Below are 15,166 nucleotides of genomic sequence, written 5' to 3'. Positions count from 1 at the left end.
AAGCGGAGACGCATGATGAAAGTCATCTGGATGCTTGGCCTGCTGATGTTGGCAGGCTGCAGCAGCACCCCCAATACCGCCAGGCCCGACGACCCCGAATTCGCCCCCGTGTATGGCGAGTCTGAGCCGGTGTCGGTGCGCCCGACCGGGGCCATCTTCCAGCCCGAGCAGGTCAACGGCATCTACTCGGACATCAAGGCCCATCGGGTGGGCGACATCATCACCATCGAGCTGGCGGAGTCGACCTCGGCGTCGAAGAAGGCCAACACCCAGAGCGGCAAGGACAACAAGATGGAGCTGGAACCCGTCACCCTGGGCGGGGTGCCGGTGACGGCGAGCCCCTATGACCTGTCCGCCTCCATCGGCCAGAGCAGTGCGTTCAAGGGTCAGGCCAAGGCGGATCAGAGCAACAGTCTGCAGGGCAACATCTCGGTCAGCGTGGTCAAGGTATTGCCGAACGGCAACCTGTTGGTCCGTGGCGAGAAGTGGATCATGCTCAACAACGGCAACGAATATATCCGCATCACCGGCCTGGTGCGCCCCGAGGACGTGAGCTCGGAGAACAGCGTCTCGTCCCAGCGGGTCGCCAACGCGCGCATCCATTACGGTGGCACCGGCGATCTGGCCAACACCCAGGAACAGGGGTGGCTGACCAGCTTCTTCAACGGCCCCTGGTGGCCCATTTAATACTCGGACCCCGGGTCGCCAACGAAGACCCGGGGCCAGGATGGTTTAGTCAGGAGATGTCATGAACCGACTCCGTTTGCTCGGCCTGCTGTGCTGTATCTTGCCGTTCGGGCTGGCGCACGCCTCCCGCATCAAGGATCTCAGCTCGGTAGAAGGGGTGCGCAGCAACCAGTTGATCGGCTACGGTCTGGTGGTGGGCCTGCCCGGCACGGGCGAGAAGAACAACGCCTTCACCGAGCAGACCTTCAGGACCATGCTCAACAACTTCGGCATCAAGGTGCCGGACAACATCAAGCCCAAGATCAAGGACGTGGCGCCGGTCGCCATCCACGCCGATCTGCCCCCCTTCTCCAAGCCGGGTCAGACCATAGACGTCACCGTCTCCGCCATCGGCGAGGCGAAGAGCCTGCGCGGCGGTACCCTGCTCCAGACCTTCCTCAAGGGGCTGGACGGCCGCGTCTATGCGGTGGCCCAGGGCAGCCTGGTGGTCGGTGGTCTCGGGGCCGAGGGGGCGGATGGCTCCAAGGTAGTGGTCAATACCCCGACCGTGGGGCGCATCGCCAACGGGGCGACCGTGGAGCGTGAGGTGCCGAACTCCTTCGCCCAGGGGGACACCATCACCTTCAACCTGAACCGGCCAGATTTTACCACTGCCCGGCGGGTAGCCGACGTGGTCAACGATCTGGTGGGCCCGAACACGGCCCAGGCGCTGGACGCGACCTCGATCAAGGTGTTCGCGCCGCGGGATCCGAGCCAGCGAGTCTCTTACCTCGCCACCATCGAAAATCTGGAAGTGGATCCGGCCACCGAGTCCGCCAAGATCATCGTCAACTCGCGCACCGGCACCATCGTCATTGGCAGCGAGGTCAAGTTGCGGCCAGCCGCCATCAGCCATGGGGGACTGACGGTCACCATCGCCGAGAACCAGCAGGTCTCCCAGCCCAATCCGCTGGCCGGCGGGCAGACGGCCGTCACCAACAACTCCACCATCAACGTGCAGCAGGAGCCGGGACGTATGTTCAAGCTCGACACCGGCGCGACCCTGGACGATCTGGTGCGGGCGGTGAATCAGGTGGGGGTCGCCCCCGGCGATCTGATGGCGATCCTGGAGGCCCTGCAGCAGGCGGGTGCGATCCAGGGTCAACTGGTCATTTTGTAATTTCTTGAGCGGCAAGCGGTTGCCACGGGCGGCAAAGAGGAAGGTTATGGCAGAGTTCGACACCCAGAGTGGTATCAATCTTGGCATGGTGCAGGACGTTCAGAACCTGGACAAGCTGCGCCAGATGAGCCACAGCAAGGAAGGGAAGCAAGAGGCACTGATGGCGGCGGCCCGCCAGTTCGAGTCCATCTTCACCCAGACCCTGTTCAAGGGGATGCGCCAGGCCAACTCGGTGCTGACCCAGGATAACCCGATGAACAGCAGCTACACCCAGTTCTACGAGGGGATGCTGGACGAGCAGCGGGTCTCCGATATGTCGAGCAAGGGGGGTCTTGGCATCGCCGAGATGGTGGCCAAGCAGTTCTCTCCCGAGAAGACCTTCACCCATAACGACGGCCGGGTTCTCAAGCTGCCCCAGCGCACCGAGCGGGTCTACAAACCCTATGACGCCCCCAGCGCCTCCAACGATCTGATCGCAGCCTCCAAAGTTGGCAAAGATTTTGCTGATAACGAAATGAAGAGCGAGATGAAGGGTGAGCTGAATGGGGCCGAGTCTCCGTTGAACCTGCCCAGACGCCCCCATCGCACCGTGCCTCCCATGGGCAGCAGCCCGCGGGCCTCGGCCCTGGATGAGAGCGCCAAGGTGTTCGACAGTCCGGAGGAGTTTGTCGAGCGTCTGATGCCGTTGGCCAAGAAGGCGGCGGACAAGCTGGGACTGAGCCCGGCGGTACTGGTGGCCCAGGCCGCCCTTGAGAGCGGCTGGGGCAAGCGGGTGATCAAGGATGGGGAAGGGCAGATGAGCCACAACCTGTTCGGCATCAAGGCCGATCCCCGCTGGGAAGGGCCCAAGGCCGTGGTGAGCACCCTGGAGTACGAGCAAGGGGTGGCGTCGCGCCAGAAGGCGGCGTTTCGCTCCTACGAGTCGTTTGAAGAGAGCTTCAACGACTATGTGGACTTCCTGACCTCGGGGACCCGCTACAAGGGGGCGCTGGCCAAGGTGGACAGCCCGGATCGCTACTTCGAGGCGCTGCAGCAGGCCGGTTATGCCACCGATCCCCAGTACGCCAGCAAACTTAAACAAGTGTTGCGCAGTGATGCCATCGCCGGCTACTCGATGCCCGGCAACGCTGCGACCAGGAACACAGAGATGGAGCTGTAAGCTATGGCAAGCGATCTGCTTGGAATCGGGACTTCGGGTGTATTGGCCCAGCAGCGACTGCTGCAGACCACCAGTAACAACATAGTGAACGTCAACAGCCAGGGCTATGTACGTGAACGCACCCTGATCTACACCAATTCCGTCGGATTGGGCACGGGCGACATGGTGAGCGAGCGGGTCATCAACGCCTACGCCCAGGCTGAGGTGCGCCGCGATACCTCCGCCTACCATGCCGCAGGCTCGCGCTACGATCAGCTGTTCCAGCTCGACAGCCTGCTGGGGGATGCCAGCAACAGCGTGGGCACCACCATCACCTCCTACTTCAAGGCCTTCCACACCGCCAACGAATCGCCGGCGGAAGTGGGCGGGCGAAAGACCACCCTGAGCGAGCTCAGCGGCATGGTTGACCGTTTCCACACCCTCTCCGCCCAGCTCGACAAGCAGAGCGACACCATCAACTCCACCATAGGGGACGAGACGGACAGGGTGAACAGCCTGCTCAACAGCATCAACGATCTGAACCAGGCCATAGTCCGCACCCAGGGCTCGCCGGAGGAGAACCTGATGCTGTTCGATCAGCGTGACGAGGCTATCCGCCAGCTCTCCGAGAAGATGGAAGTCCGCACCGTGACCCAGCCCAACGGCAGCATGCTGGTCAACATGAGCACGGGACACTCCCTGGTGCTGGACGGCGGCGTGGCCCAGTTCAAGGTGGTGCCGGGCAGCCCGGACTCCCGGGATGCGAGGCTGCAACTCACCCTGGGGGCCAACCAGGCCAACATCAATGACAAGGATCTGGGGGGCGCCATCGGCGGCCTCTTCACGGCGCGCAACGATCTGGAGCCCGCCAAGCGGGAGCTGGGCCAGTTGGCGGTCGCCATGGCCGATGCCATGAACCAGCAGAACCGCCTCGGCATGGATCTGGACAACGAGCTGGGGGGGGATCTCTTCTCCCTCAAGGGGAGCAAGGGGCTCCCCTATGCCGGCAACCAGGGCAACGGGGCGGCCAGCGTCAACTTCGTGCCCGGCAAGGGCTCAGAGGTGACCACCTTCGATTACGAAGTGCAGTTCAACAGCGCCACCGGTTATGAGGTCTTCTCCATCGACGGCAGCGGCAAGCGCAGTTCGCTGATGACCGGCACCACGCCCCCCGCCAAGGTTGACGTGGCGGGGCACGGCATCGAGATCGATCTCTCAGGTACCCCGGCCGCCGGCGACAAGATCTTGCTGCAACCCACCAAGCATGCCGCCGCCGGGCTGAAGGCCGCCATCACTCGGCCGGAAGATATTGCGCTGGCGTCACCCATAAAAGCGGATAAAAACGCTCAAAATATAGGCTCCGGTGAGATAAAAATGACCGGTGTCTTTAACACCGGCACGGGGTCGGGCTTTGGCACCAACACGCTGGACCCGAGCGCACCCCAGGTGGTCAAGATAGACAACAGCGGCAACTACGAGGTCTATGACAAGAACAACAACCTGCTCGGGGTGGCTCCTGCCTCCAGCAAGGGGCAGAACCTGATGGCCGCCCTCGAGAGCCCGCTGGGGGGCCCCAAGGTCTATGCCGATCCAAAGACGGCGCCAGGATATGATTTCAGCATCACCGGCAAGGTGGAGGCCAAGGACAGCTTCACCCTGAGCTACAACAAGAACGGTTTCGCCGACAACGGCAACGGGCTGGCGCTGGCGGAGCTGCAGAACAAGGAGCTGGTGCGCAAGAACAACCACGCCGCCACCAGCAATGACAAGATGACCTTCAACGATGCCTACAGTGCCCTGGTGACCGGGGTGGGCAACAAGACCAGCCAGGCCAAGACCCTGCTGCAGGCCAATGAGGCCAAGCTGACTCAGAGTACCGGCATCTACGAGAGCGTCTCCGGGGTCAACCTGGAGGAGGAGGCGGCCAACCTCATCCGCTTCCAGCAGTCCTATGCGGCCTCGGCCCAGATAGTCAATACCGCCAAGACCATCTTCGATACCCTGTTGTCTTCCGTGAGGTAAGTCATGCGCATCACCACCAACATGATCTATGACCGCAACCTCGCCACCATGAGCAAGGTCAGCGAGCGCCAGAATACCGCCTACAACCAGCTGATGTCCGGGGACAAGTTCACCCGGGCGGGGGAGGACCCCTCCGGCATGAGCCAGAAGATGGCGCTGACCAAGGAGATAGACCTCTTCAAGCAGTACGGCGTCAACGGCAGCCTGCTGGAGAACAGCCTGGGGCACGAGGAGACTGTGCTCACCTCCCTCAACAACGCCATGCTGAGCGCCCAGACCCTGATCCAGAAGGCGAACAGCTCGGCCATGGGCTCCGAGGAGCGCAGCGCCATCGCGAGCGAGCTGGAGGGGTTGCAGAAACAGATGTTCGATCTGATGAACAGCAAGAACTCCCAGGGGGAGTTCATCTTCGGCGGCAACCAGAGCAAGACCCAGCCCTTCGTCAAGAATGCCAGCGGCAACTATGTGTTCCAGGGGGACACCGGCCAGCGCAGCATCCAGGTCTCCCCCACTGTGCAGATCCCGGCCAATGACTCCGGCTTCGATCTGTTCGAGATGGTGGCGACCCGGCGCACCGCCAGTGGCACCAGCGCCAACATCAAGGTGGGGGTGGGGGATCAGGGGAACTTCGAGAGCTTCTATCGCAACAACTACGACGCCTCCCTTGCCAACAACCAGTTCACTGTGAGTACCCAGATTGGCCCACCTGAAACCTATGATATTCAGAACAGCCAAGGTGTTATTGTCCAGGGCCCCGCTCTTCCCTATACAGCGGGCAATGCCATCTCCTTTAACGGGCTGGAGCTGACCCTGGATTTGCCGGCAGGGGGGGCGGATCAGACCTTTGTGCTGGACAAGCCGGTGAACGACAACGTGCTCAACGGCATGTCCGACTTCATCTCGGCCCTGCGCGACCCCAGCCTCTCGGCTGACGGCTTCCAGCTGGCGGTGGCGGATGCCACCACCCACATGAACAACGCCAGGACCCAGGTCGACCGGGGGCAAGGGGATGTGGGCAGCCGCTTGAACAGCCTGGAGCAGGTGATGGGGTCGAACGACGGCCTCAGTACCCTGAACCAGCAGGCGCGGGCCAAGGTCTCCGAGGCGGACATGTACGAGGTGATTGCGGCGCTCTCCAAGGAGGACGCGGCCATGAGCGCCTCCCAGCTCGCTTTCAGCAAGATAAGCAAGCTGACCCTGTTCGATTACATCCGCTGATGGCTGGCTCCCCCGGGCAGGGGGAGTCCGCTCTACCTACTGCCCCTTTTCCCCTCCAATTTGTAACAACCCGTTGCCAGCAGCCCAATGGCCTTGACTCGGGGAGGCCCCGGACAGATGATGCCGCCCGCACCACCTAGGTGGCGCGCATTTTTCGCAGCATCTCGTTAGCAACTGCCCCGTAAACCCTCGCCCAATCGGGCGGGGATATAAGGGGAGCTAATCTGGTGTGTTCTGCGAGGCCACATACGCCTTGAGCGTTTCGATAGTAGCCCCACCAGCACTGCAAGCAAAGTAAGAGCGCGACCACAGGAGCCCGCTATTACTTTGCTTTCGTAGGTGCGTATTCAATATGCGGATCTGGCGGCTACTGATCGACTTCAAATTATTGACCAACACACTGACAGCCAACTTCGGTGGATAGGCTACGAGCAGATGAACGTGATCGGCTTCGCCATCCATCTCCAAAATGTCGATCTCCAACTTCTCTGCCGCAGATAAAAATGCGCCGCGCATCTGCTCGATCATGGTGCCATCCAGTAGTTTGCGGCGGTACTTCGTGGTGAAGATTAAATGCACGACCAACTTACTGACCGAGTGGCGGCGCCGCAGATAGCCTGTCAAATCATCATGATGCACACTCACTTGCAATACTCCGTTAAAAGTCATACTGTATGGGTATCCTAGCAGCGAGCGGTGACTTTGAAAAGAGCAACGAAAGTACGCATTTATCCGACCGACGAACAAGCGGCATTCTTGAATGCCCAGTTCGGCGCGGTGCGGTTCGCGTATAACAAGGCTCTTCAAATTCAACGGCACATGTTCAAGCGTCACGGGGTTTCACTGAAACCGAAACGCGACTTGAAGCCCTTGCTGGCAGTGGCAAAAAAGTCGCGCAAATATGGTTGGCTTAAAGAATTCGATTCACAAGCTTTGCAACAGGCGGTGATCAACCTGGACAAGGCGTTTGCGAACTTCTTCAACCCCAAGCTCAAGGCGCGGATGCCTACCTTCAAGAGCAAACGGGGCAGGCAATCCAGCTATCACCCCAACGGAAAGGTGCTCGCAGCGGCTATCCAGTTGCCGAAAATGACGCCCATCAGGGCGGTCATTCATCGAGATATTATCGGCGTGGTATCCAGCATCACAGTCAGCCGTGGCCCGACAGGGAAATACTATGCTTCCATCCTTTGCGAGGATGGCTGCGAGGCTCCCGCCAAGCCCACCTTCATCACGGACGTGACTGGCTGTGATATGGGGCTGTCCCACTACCTCATTGAGTCGAGCGGCAAAAAGATTGCCAATCCACGCCACCTTATCAACGCCAGTCGCAATCTACGACGCAAGCAAAAGGCCCTGTCTCGCAAGAAAAAGGGCAGCGCCAACCGTGGCAAGGCAAGACGGCAACTGGCCGCCCTGCACGAACGGGTAGCCAATGCCCGCGCCGATTTTCAGCACAAACTCTCTCACACGATGGTTGACGAAAACCAAGCGGTCATCGTGGAGACATTGAAATCAGCGAACATGATGAAAAATCACAAACTGGCCCGCGCCATTGGCGATGCTGGTTGGCATGGTTTCATCATGAAGCTAGAGTACAAGGCACAAGCGGCGGGTCGCCACCTAATCAAACTTGATCAGTGGTTTGCCAGCTCGAAACTGTGTAGCGATTGCGGCCACAAGATGTCGGACATGCCGTTGCATCAGCGGCAGTGGGTATGTCCAGCGTGTGGGGCAGGGCATGACCGCGACATTAACGCGGCCATGAATATCCAGCAACAAGGCATATTGGAATTAAAGGCGGCGGGACTCGTCGTTTCTACCCATGGAGGCCAGCGTCAATCTGCCAATTCGGCAGTAGTGGCCTAAGAAGTGGGAAGCCTCGCCGCTTGCGGCGGGGAGCAGTCACGCGAGGCTCCTGCATAAACACAGGCCACTGATCTCACGACGTCCAGAGACGCCCAAGATCAGGACAGTTTTCATCGGATTAAGGTGTCAACCCAAGTGGCTTCCGGCGTGCCGGATACGTTATGCAGTGCTAAAGCTGGTACGTGGGGATGAAAACACGCCGGACGGCGTCATTTCCTGCCTGTTACTCGTCAATCAAATTGCTGTTTTCTTGTCGACAGCGACCGGTGCGAGCCGGTTGCCTTCAGGCCCTGCCTGAAATCACATGAGGATATCTGTGATGAAGAAAACACACACCCTGCTCAACCGTCATCAACTGCTCGATCTCGCCGCCCTGCAGGGCTGGCTAGACCACAACCTGGATCCGGTGCAGCGTGCCGATCAACTGCTGACCCTGCGCCCGGAAGAGCTCAACTGCGTCTTCGATACCCTGCCTGCGCCGCGAGGAGCCGCCCTGCTCGCCTCCCTGTCGGCGGAGAGCGCAGGCCAGCTGCTGCTGCGCCTGCATGGCAGCATAGTGGGCGTGCTGCAGGAGGCTATTCCCCGGCGTGATATGGTGGCCATCCTGCGCAAGTTGGGCTCTCAGGATCGCACCAGGCTGCTGGCCCGCTTCCCGACCCAGGCGCAAGCCATCTACGCCTCCCTGCTCGATTGGCCGAGCGAGTCGGTCGGTGCCAACATGCGCCACGAATACCTGGCCGTCGACCAGGGGACCACGGTGGAGAGCGCCAAGCGGCGGATCCACGACGCCTGGGACAAGGCCCAGCTGTTTCAGCACCTCTATGTGGTCGACGGCGAGCGGCGCCTGCTCGGCAGCGTCTCCCTCAAGTCCCTGCTGATCGCAGATCCCCTGCGGCCGGTGAGCGAACTGATGGAGCGGGAGGCGGTGCGGATCAACGCCCGGGCGGATCAGGAGCTGGCCGCCCGCCTGCTGATCGATCGCGACATCTCGACCCTGCCGGTGGAGGATCAGGGACGTCTGGTGGGGGTCTTCCACGTGGATGACGCCGCCGACATCCTGGAGCTCGAGTCCACCGAGGATGCGGAGTTGCAGGGGGGCTCATCCCCCCTGGATACCCCCTATCTGCAGGCCACTCCCTGGCAGCTGTGGCGCAAGCGGGTGGGCTGGCTGCTCATCCTGTTCGTGGCGGAAGCCTATACGGGCACAGTGCTGCGGGCCTTCGAGGAGCAACTGGAGGCGGCCATCGCCCTGGCCTTCTTCATCCCCCTGCTCATCGGCACCGGCGGCAACAGCGGCACCCAGATCACCACCACCATAGTACGGGCCATGGCGGTGGGGGAGGTGAGCCTGAAAAACCTCGGCACAGTGCTGAAGAAGGAGCTCTCCACCGGTCTGCTGATCTCGGTGGCCATCGCCATCGCGGCCTGGGTGCGGGCCTGGAGCCTGGGAGTGGGCCCCGAGATCGGCATGGTGGTCACCCTCACCATCATCGCCATCGTACTCTGGAGCGCGACGGTCGCCTCCATCATCCCCATGGTGCTGCGTCGGCTGCGCATCGATCCGGCCGTGGTGTCGGCTCCCTTCATCTCCACCCTGGTGGATGGCACCGGCCTCATCATCTATTTCGAAATCGCCAAGTGGCTGCTGCCCGAGCTGCAGTGACAACGACAGAAAGCAAAAAGGCAGCCATCGGCTGCCCTTTTTCGTTTGAGGTGAACGATCACCCGAGCTGGAACAGCAGGGGCCAGCCCTGCTCCTGGCAATAGCGGTGCTCCTTCTCCAGGTTCTGGATCAGCAGGCGGTTCTCCTCGCACCAGTCGGTTGGCAGGGTGACCACCAGCTGATCCCCGGCGGCCTGCACTCGCCACTCTGGCAGCAGGTTGTCCTGGCGCCTGTGGTGGGCGGCCACCGCGAGGCGCAGGATGCGGATGCAGCGCAGCACCGTCTGCTCGTCGTGGTTGGGCAGGGCGGGCAGCTCGGAGAGCTTGAGCCCCTTGCGCTGGAAGCGTACCAGGGCGGCCAGCAGGGCCTGATCGTCCTGGTTGAAGCCGGGCAAATCCGTGTTCTGCAGAATGTAGGCGGAGTGGCGATGGATGCCGCTGTAGTTGATGGCCAGACCAATCTCGTGCAGCCGCGCCGCCCAGCCGAGGATGGCGCGATAGGGCTCGATGGGCATCTCCCAGGGATCGCTCAGGGCATCAAACAGGGCCAACACGCTCTGCTCCACCCGGGTGGCCTGGCGCTTGTCGATGTGGTAGTGGGAGCTGAGGGCCAGGGCGGTGCGCTCGCGAATGTCGTGGTGCTGCAGCCGCTCCTCGAACTCATAGAGCAGCCCCTCGCGCAGGGCGCCGTCGGAGTACTCCATCCGATCGATGGGCAATGAGGTGAAGAGCCCGAGCAGTATGGCCACTGCGGCGGCAAAGACCCCCTGGCGCTCCTCGGTGAGGCCGGCGAGTTTGAGCTGGTCGACCCGCTTGTGCCTGAGCATCTCCTCTTTCAGCCGCTCCAGTCCCGCCAGCGTGATGGCGCCATCCGTCCACTCTTCACCCTGCAAGACGTCGCGCACTGTGCGAATGGAGCCCGAGCTGCCGAGGCAGCTCTGCCAGCCCAGCTTGCGGTACTGGTTGATGATGGGGGCGAGCTGATGCTGCGCCTCCAGCACTGCGCTGTTGAAGGCTTTCTCGCTCAGCTTGCCGTTGCCAAAGAAGCTCTGGGTGAAGCTGACGCAGCCCATCTTGCGGCTGGTGAGGGCCTTGTGTTCGAAGCCCTCACCTATGATGAGTTCGGTGCTGCCGCCGCCGATATCCACCACCAGCACCTGGCCTTCGATGTGCTGGGTATGGGCGACCCCCTGATAGATGAGGCGCGCCTCTTCCTGGCCGCTGATGATCTCGATGGGATGGTTCAAAACCTCGGCCGCCTCGCGCACGAAGTCGCGGGCGTTGCTGGCGCGGCGCAGGGTGTAGGTGCCGGCGATGCGGATCTGATCCGGCTTGATGTTGGTCAGCCGCTCGGCGAACAGGGCGAGACAGTCGAGCCCCCGGGCCATGGCTTCCGCCGACATGCGGCGCTGTTCATCCATCCCTTCGGCGAGGCGAACCCGCTCCTTGATGCGATCGACTATCTGCATCCGCCCCTCGTTGAGGCGGGCGATGACCATGTGGAAGCTGTTCGACCCCAGATCGACAGCGGCGTACAGACTATTGTCCATTGTTTGACTCGATACGTTTGAGATAGTCGTAAATCGCAACCTGGGAGCGAATCTTGCGGCGGTTGCCCCGCTTCACGTATTCGTTCTTCTGGTCAGCATCGATGACCCGCGCCTTGCAGGTGTCGCTCAGCTGCAGTTCGAGGATGTCCAGGATGCGCTGTTTCAGCCGCTCGTCGTAGATGGGGGTACCCACCTCGATCCGGCCGTCGATGTTGCGGCTCATCCAGTCGGCACTGGAGATGAACAGCTGGGGATTGCCCTTGTTGTGGAACACCATCACCCGCGGATGCTCGAGGAAGCGGTCGATGATGCTGATGACCTGGATGTTGTCACTGAGGCCAGGCACCCCGGGACGCAGCGCGCACATGCCACGGATGATCATCTGGATGGGCACCCCGGCCTGGCCGGCGGCATAGAGTCGGTTGATGAGGTCTCTGTCCACCAGGTTGTTGATCTTGAGGGTGATACCGCAGGGCTGGCCCGCCTTGGCGTTGGCCAGCTCGTTGTCGATGAGGCGATAGAGCTGGCGACGGCAGTTGATGGGGGAGACCAGCAAGTGGTTGAATTTGTAACGTTTATAGGGGTACTCGATGTATTCGAACACCCCCTCCACCTCGGCGGTGATGTCCGGGCGGCGGGTCAGCAGGGAGAAGTCGGTGTAGATCTTGGCGGTCTTCTCGTTGAAGTTGCCGGTGCCGATATGGGCGTAGCGCACCGCCTCGCCATTTTCATGGCGGGTGATGAGGCAGAGCTTGGAGTGGATCTTGAGGCTCGGCACCCCGAACACCACCTTGACCCCCGCATCGGTCAGGATATTGGCCCAGTCGATGTTGGCCGCCTCGTCGAAGCGGGCGCGCAGCTCCACCACTACTGTCACCTTCTTGCCGTTGTTGGCGGCGTCGATGAGGGAGTGGATGATCCGTGACTTCTTGGCGACCCGGTAGATATTGATGCGAATGGCGCTCACCGCCGGATCGAACGCCGCCTGGCGCACCAGCTCGGTGAAGTGGTGGAACTTGTGGTAGGGGTAGTAGAGCAGTATGTCCTGCTTGGTGATGGCGTCGAAGGCGTTGACGAAGCCATCGAAATCACGGCAATCCAGGGCCGGCAGCTTGGGGTTTTCCAGATAGTCCCGGCCCACGTTGGGGAAACCGATGAAATCCTTGAAGTTGTGATAGCGCCCGCCCGGCATGATGGCGTCGTAGGAGCTGATCTGCAGCTTGAGCTTCAGGAAGCTTATCATGGCCGCAGGCATCTCCCGCTCGTAGACGAAGCGCACCGGCATGGCGGTGAGGCGCTGCTTCAGGCCATCACTCATCTTGTCCACCAGGCTCAGATCCAGCTGATCGGAGAGATCGTACTCGGCATCCCGGGTCAGCTTGACCGCATAGGCCGCTATCTCGTCGTAGTCGAAGAAGCCTTTGAAGATCTCGTCCAGGCAGAAGCGGATGACGTTGTCCAGGATGATGATCTGCTTCTTGCGGCGGGTCCCCTCCGGCGGCAGCTGGAAGAAGCGGGGCAGGTCGTCGGTCGGCACCTCCACCAGGGCGTACTGGATCACTTGGCCGTTCTTCTTCATCTCGACGGCGAGATAGGTGTGCTCGTCTTTGAGGAACTTGACCGGGTTGACCTCCTTGTTGAGGAGGATGGGGATGATATGACGCAGCACCTTCTCCTTGAAGAAGACCCGCAGCCACTGCTGGATCGCCTCGGAGAGCTGGTTTTCATTCACCAGGAAGATGTTGTGGCGGGCCAGGGCGATCAGCAACTCCTTGTAGGTGTTGTCAAACGCCTCGCCGAGCGCCATTACCTTCTGCTGGATGGCGCGCAGCAACACCTTGGCCTCGTCGTCGCCACCGTGCACCTCGTTGATGAGGATGCGGCGCTTGACGTCAGAGACCCGGACCTTGAAGAACTCGTCCTGGTTGGAGGAGAAGATCCCCAGAAAACGGACCCGCTCGATGAGGGGGACCGTCTTGTCCATTGCCTCTTGCAACACCCGTTCATTGAATGAGAGCCAGCTAAGCTCTTTCTCTTCATACTGCCTGTCGGTGCTCATCTGGTGCCTCTGTGCTCAGGTTGCGTCTGCGCGGAAGTTATGGCGTCAAACCATGACAAATTTATGACAACCCGCGCTATTCGGTCAGATCGTGATCGATGTCGACCACCAGATCGTCGGAGAGGGACTCCAGCGCGGTGATCAGATCGTCAAGTTCGAGCTGGGGCGGCAGGGCCACCAAAGCATGTGCATAGAAGAGCGGGGCCCCGGAGTGGGGGGCGGGCTCGCATCCCGTGGTGAGGTCGGCGACGTTGATGTTGAGCTGGCGCAGAATGCTGGCTACCTCGTGCACTATGCCCGGCCTGTCGTTGCCGGTGACGCTCAGCATCAGCTGGTGGGCGGGCTCGGGGCTGAGCTGGCCTTCGGCGAAGCTCACGGTGAGACCCGGCAGCATCACCAGTGCCTCGCACAGGCTGCGATAGTGTTCATCCGGCACGGCGACGTGCAAAATGCCGGCAAATTGCCCCGCCAGTTCGCTCATGGAGCTGGCCAGCCAGTTGCCCTGCTGACGGGTGATGGTGTCGGCCAGGCTCTCGACGATGCCGGGCTTGTCTGCGCCGATCACGGTGACGACCAATTGCTTTTGCATCCTGCTCTCCTTGAATGGGACTGCCTGGGGTCAGTTGACGTTTCGCCGCGACCGTTGCGGTATCTTCTGTGCACCGAAACGTCCATAGGCTCTAGCATTGTGCCTGCTGCGACAGGCCATATGAAGCCCGCCTCACGCAAATTTAGTGAAAAAACGCGAATGCCGGAGCGGCGTTGATTTCAGCTCTGCCTGCCGGGGTTCCCCCGTGGTAGAGTGTTGCCCCTTCGTGTTTGATGAACTGGATATGTCTTGTGAACGGGGTATGTGTTTATGAATAGCCTTGTCGTATCGGGATCCGTGTTGTTGGTGCTGCTCCTGCTGGTGATCCTCTGGCGCAGGAGCAAGAGGGGCAAGGCCGAGCCCTATGAGCTGCAGGAGACCCTGTTCAGCCCGGCGGAGCGCGCCTTCCTCGGGGTGCTGGATCTGGCGGTCGGCGATCAGGCCCGGGTCTTTGCCAAGGTCAGGGTGGCGGATGTGCTGACCCCGCAGGCGCGGCTGGGCAAAGGCAAATGGCAGCAGGCGTTCGACATGATCAGCGCCAAGCGCTTTGACTATCTGCTCTGCCACCCGACGGATCTCTCCTTCCTGTGCGCCGTCGAACTCGATGACAGCGCCCATCGCCACCAGAAGCGCAAGGTGCGGGATCTCTTCCTGAAGTCCGCCTGTGACAGTGCGGGCCTGCCTCTGCTGCAGATCCCGGCCAGCAGCCATTACCAGGTCGACGAGCTGCGCGAGCAGTTGTTGCCCCTGCTGGTCAAGACGAGTCTCCCGGTGGAGGAGCTGTTGCCGGGGGAGCGTCGCGAGCCGACCTTCAACCCCTTGCTGCTCGATGGTGTGGACTTGAGTGCATCCCACCACGGGGGGCGCATGCCCAGGGCGCCACAGGCCGAGCCGCCCCAGCCTGACGAGCAGGGGCCGGTGCTGATGGGCAACCCCTTCATCGGCCCGGATGAAGAGGAGGAGGCCTCCGCCTCTGTGCCCCATTGCCCCCGCTGCGCGGCGCCCCTGGTGGCCCGGGAAGCGAAGAAGGGTCCCCATGCCGGCCGTCTGTTCCTGGCCTGCAGCCGTTTCCCCGAGTGCCGTTACGCCGCCCCCCAGGAGCAGGCCAGGCACTGATCCCCGCTCTGGCGCCGGCTGCGGCCGGCGCCTTGCCTCTCCTGCACCGCGTTCCACCCCGGGCGCCTGGCCGACAGCGGCTGTCCGAGTGTGATCC

General features: G+C 61.6%; 12 protein-coding genes and 1 riboswitch. Of the genes, 8 read left to right on the top strand and 4 right to left on the bottom strand.

Features of this window, described 5'->3' with window-relative positions; genetic code table 11:
* The first annotated feature begins 15 nt into the window (after positions 1-15).
* From flgH to flgL, 5 genes are all read left to right on the top strand, one after another.
* Positions 16-687 carry a flagellar basal body L-ring protein FlgH gene (flgH, locus tag ACB030_RS05585; RefSeq protein WP_171276438.1) on the top strand — a complete coding sequence of 224 codons (672 nt, stop codon included), beginning with the start codon at positions 16-18 and terminating at the stop codon, positions 685-687.
* Between the two features lie 61 nt (positions 688-748).
* Positions 749-1,846, top strand: a complete 1,098-nt coding sequence (locus tag ACB030_RS05580) for a flagellar basal body P-ring protein FlgI (RefSeq protein ID WP_041206051.1) — start codon at positions 749-751, stop codon at positions 1,844-1,846.
* Positions 1,847-1,892: 46 nt separating this feature from the next.
* Positions 1,893-3,005 carry a flagellar assembly peptidoglycan hydrolase FlgJ gene (gene flgJ / locus ACB030_RS05575; protein ID WP_171276437.1) on the top strand — a complete coding sequence of 371 codons (1,113 nt, stop codon included), beginning with the start codon at positions 1,893-1,895 and terminating at the stop codon, positions 3,003-3,005.
* A gap of 3 nt (positions 3,006-3,008) precedes the next feature.
* Positions 3,009-5,006 carry a flagellar basal body rod C-terminal domain-containing protein gene (locus tag ACB030_RS05570; protein ID WP_182310125.1) on the top strand — a complete coding sequence of 666 codons (1,998 nt, stop codon included), beginning with the start codon at positions 3,009-3,011 and terminating at the stop codon, positions 5,004-5,006.
* Between the two features lie 3 nt (positions 5,007-5,009).
* Positions 5,010-6,224 carry a flagellar hook-associated protein FlgL gene (gene flgL, locus ACB030_RS05565; protein WP_171276436.1) on the top strand — a complete coding sequence of 405 codons (1,215 nt, stop codon included), beginning with the start codon at positions 5,010-5,012 and terminating at the stop codon, positions 6,222-6,224.
* 219 nt (positions 6,225-6,443) lie between these two features.
* Here the strand turns inward: flgL and tnpA are convergent, their stop codons facing one another.
* A complete protein-coding gene (gene tnpA / locus ACB030_RS05560) occupies positions 6,444-6,869 on the bottom strand; it encodes an IS200/IS605-like element ISAeme8 family transposase (RefSeq protein WP_171277258.1) in 426 nt (141 codons plus the stop codon).
* A gap of 57 nt (positions 6,870-6,926) precedes the next feature.
* On the opposite strand from tnpA, the gene ACB030_RS05555 reads away from it, so the two are divergent.
* Together ACB030_RS05555 and mgtE are read left to right on the top strand one after the other, a co-directional pair.
* Entirely contained in the window at positions 6,927-8,093 is a 1,167-nt protein-coding gene (locus tag ACB030_RS05555) for an RNA-guided endonuclease TnpB family protein (protein WP_171276435.1), read from the top strand.
* A gap of 25 nt (positions 8,094-8,118) precedes the next feature.
* Positions 8,119-8,289: riboswitch (M-box (ykoK) riboswitch) on the top strand.
* A gap of 123 nt (positions 8,290-8,412) precedes the next feature.
* A complete protein-coding gene (gene mgtE, locus ACB030_RS05550) occupies positions 8,413-9,756 on the top strand; it encodes a magnesium transporter (RefSeq protein WP_139744503.1) in 1,344 nt (447 codons plus the stop codon).
* Between the two features lie 58 nt (positions 9,757-9,814).
* Here the strand turns inward: mgtE and ppx are convergent, their stop codons facing one another.
* The 3 genes from ppx to ACB030_RS05535 form a co-directional block, all read right to left on the bottom strand.
* Positions 9,815-11,305, bottom strand: coding sequence for an exopolyphosphatase (ppx, locus tag ACB030_RS05545; RefSeq protein WP_106886364.1), 1,491 nt, complete (start codon positions 11,303-11,305; stop codon positions 9,815-9,817).
* Complete coding sequence (gene ppk1, locus ACB030_RS05540; RefSeq protein ID WP_371158559.1) at positions 11,295-13,364, bottom strand: polyphosphate kinase 1; 2,070 nt, start codon at positions 13,362-13,364, stop codon at positions 11,295-11,297. Before ppk1 ends, ppx begins: the two co-directional genes overlap by 11 nt.
* Before the next feature lie 76 nt (positions 13,365-13,440).
* Positions 13,441-13,953 carry a glycine cleavage system protein R gene (locus tag ACB030_RS05535; protein ID WP_106886366.1) on the bottom strand — a complete coding sequence of 171 codons (513 nt, stop codon included), beginning with the start codon at positions 13,951-13,953 and terminating at the stop codon, positions 13,441-13,443.
* A gap of 270 nt (positions 13,954-14,223) precedes the next feature.
* Between ACB030_RS05535 and ACB030_RS05530 the strand changes: the two genes are divergently transcribed.
* Positions 14,224-15,069, top strand: coding sequence for a DUF2726 domain-containing protein (locus tag ACB030_RS05530; RefSeq protein ID WP_371158558.1), 846 nt, complete (start codon positions 14,224-14,226; stop codon positions 15,067-15,069).
* Positions 15,070-15,166: the final 97 nt, after the last annotated feature.

The sequence above is a fragment of the Aeromonas sp. S16(2024) genome (genome assembly GCF_041403065.1).
Classification (GTDB): Bacteria; Pseudomonadota; Gammaproteobacteria; order Enterobacterales; family Aeromonadaceae; genus Aeromonas.
Note: the sequence above shows the minus strand (reverse complement) of the source record. Positions and strands in the feature narration are given on the sequence as shown.

Excerpts from the sequence above, each read along its gene's own strand:
- flgH (WP_171276438.1), top strand. The coding sequence starts at position 16 with ATGAAAGTCATCTGGATGCTTGGCCTGCTGATGTTGGCAGGCTGCAGC.
- ACB030_RS05580 (WP_041206051.1), top strand. The coding sequence starts at position 749 with ATGAACCGACTCCGTTTGCTCGGCCTGCTGTGCTGTATCTTGCCGTTC.
- flgJ (WP_171276437.1), top strand. The coding sequence starts at position 1,893 with ATGGCAGAGTTCGACACCCAGAGTGGTATCAATCTTGGCATGGTGCAG.
- ACB030_RS05570 (WP_182310125.1), top strand. The coding sequence starts at position 3,009 with ATGGCAAGCGATCTGCTTGGAATCGGGACTTCGGGTGTATTGGCCCAG.
- flgL (WP_171276436.1), top strand. The coding sequence starts at position 5,010 with ATGCGCATCACCACCAACATGATCTATGACCGCAACCTCGCCACCATG.
- mgtE (WP_139744503.1), top strand. The coding sequence starts at position 8,413 with ATGAAGAAAACACACACCCTGCTCAACCGTCATCAACTGCTCGATCTC.
- ppx (WP_106886364.1), bottom strand. The coding sequence starts at position 11,305 with ATGGACAATAGTCTGTACGCCGCTGTCGATCTGGGGTCGAACAGCTTC.
- ppk1 (WP_371158559.1), bottom strand. The coding sequence starts at position 13,364 with ATGAGCACCGACAGGCAGTATGAAGAGAAAGAGCTTAGCTGGCTCTCA.
- ACB030_RS05535 (WP_106886366.1), bottom strand. The coding sequence starts at position 13,953 with ATGCAAAAGCAATTGGTCGTCACCGTGATCGGCGCAGACAAGCCCGGC.
- ACB030_RS05530 (WP_371158558.1), top strand. The coding sequence starts at position 14,224 with ATGAATAGCCTTGTCGTATCGGGATCCGTGTTGTTGGTGCTGCTCCTG.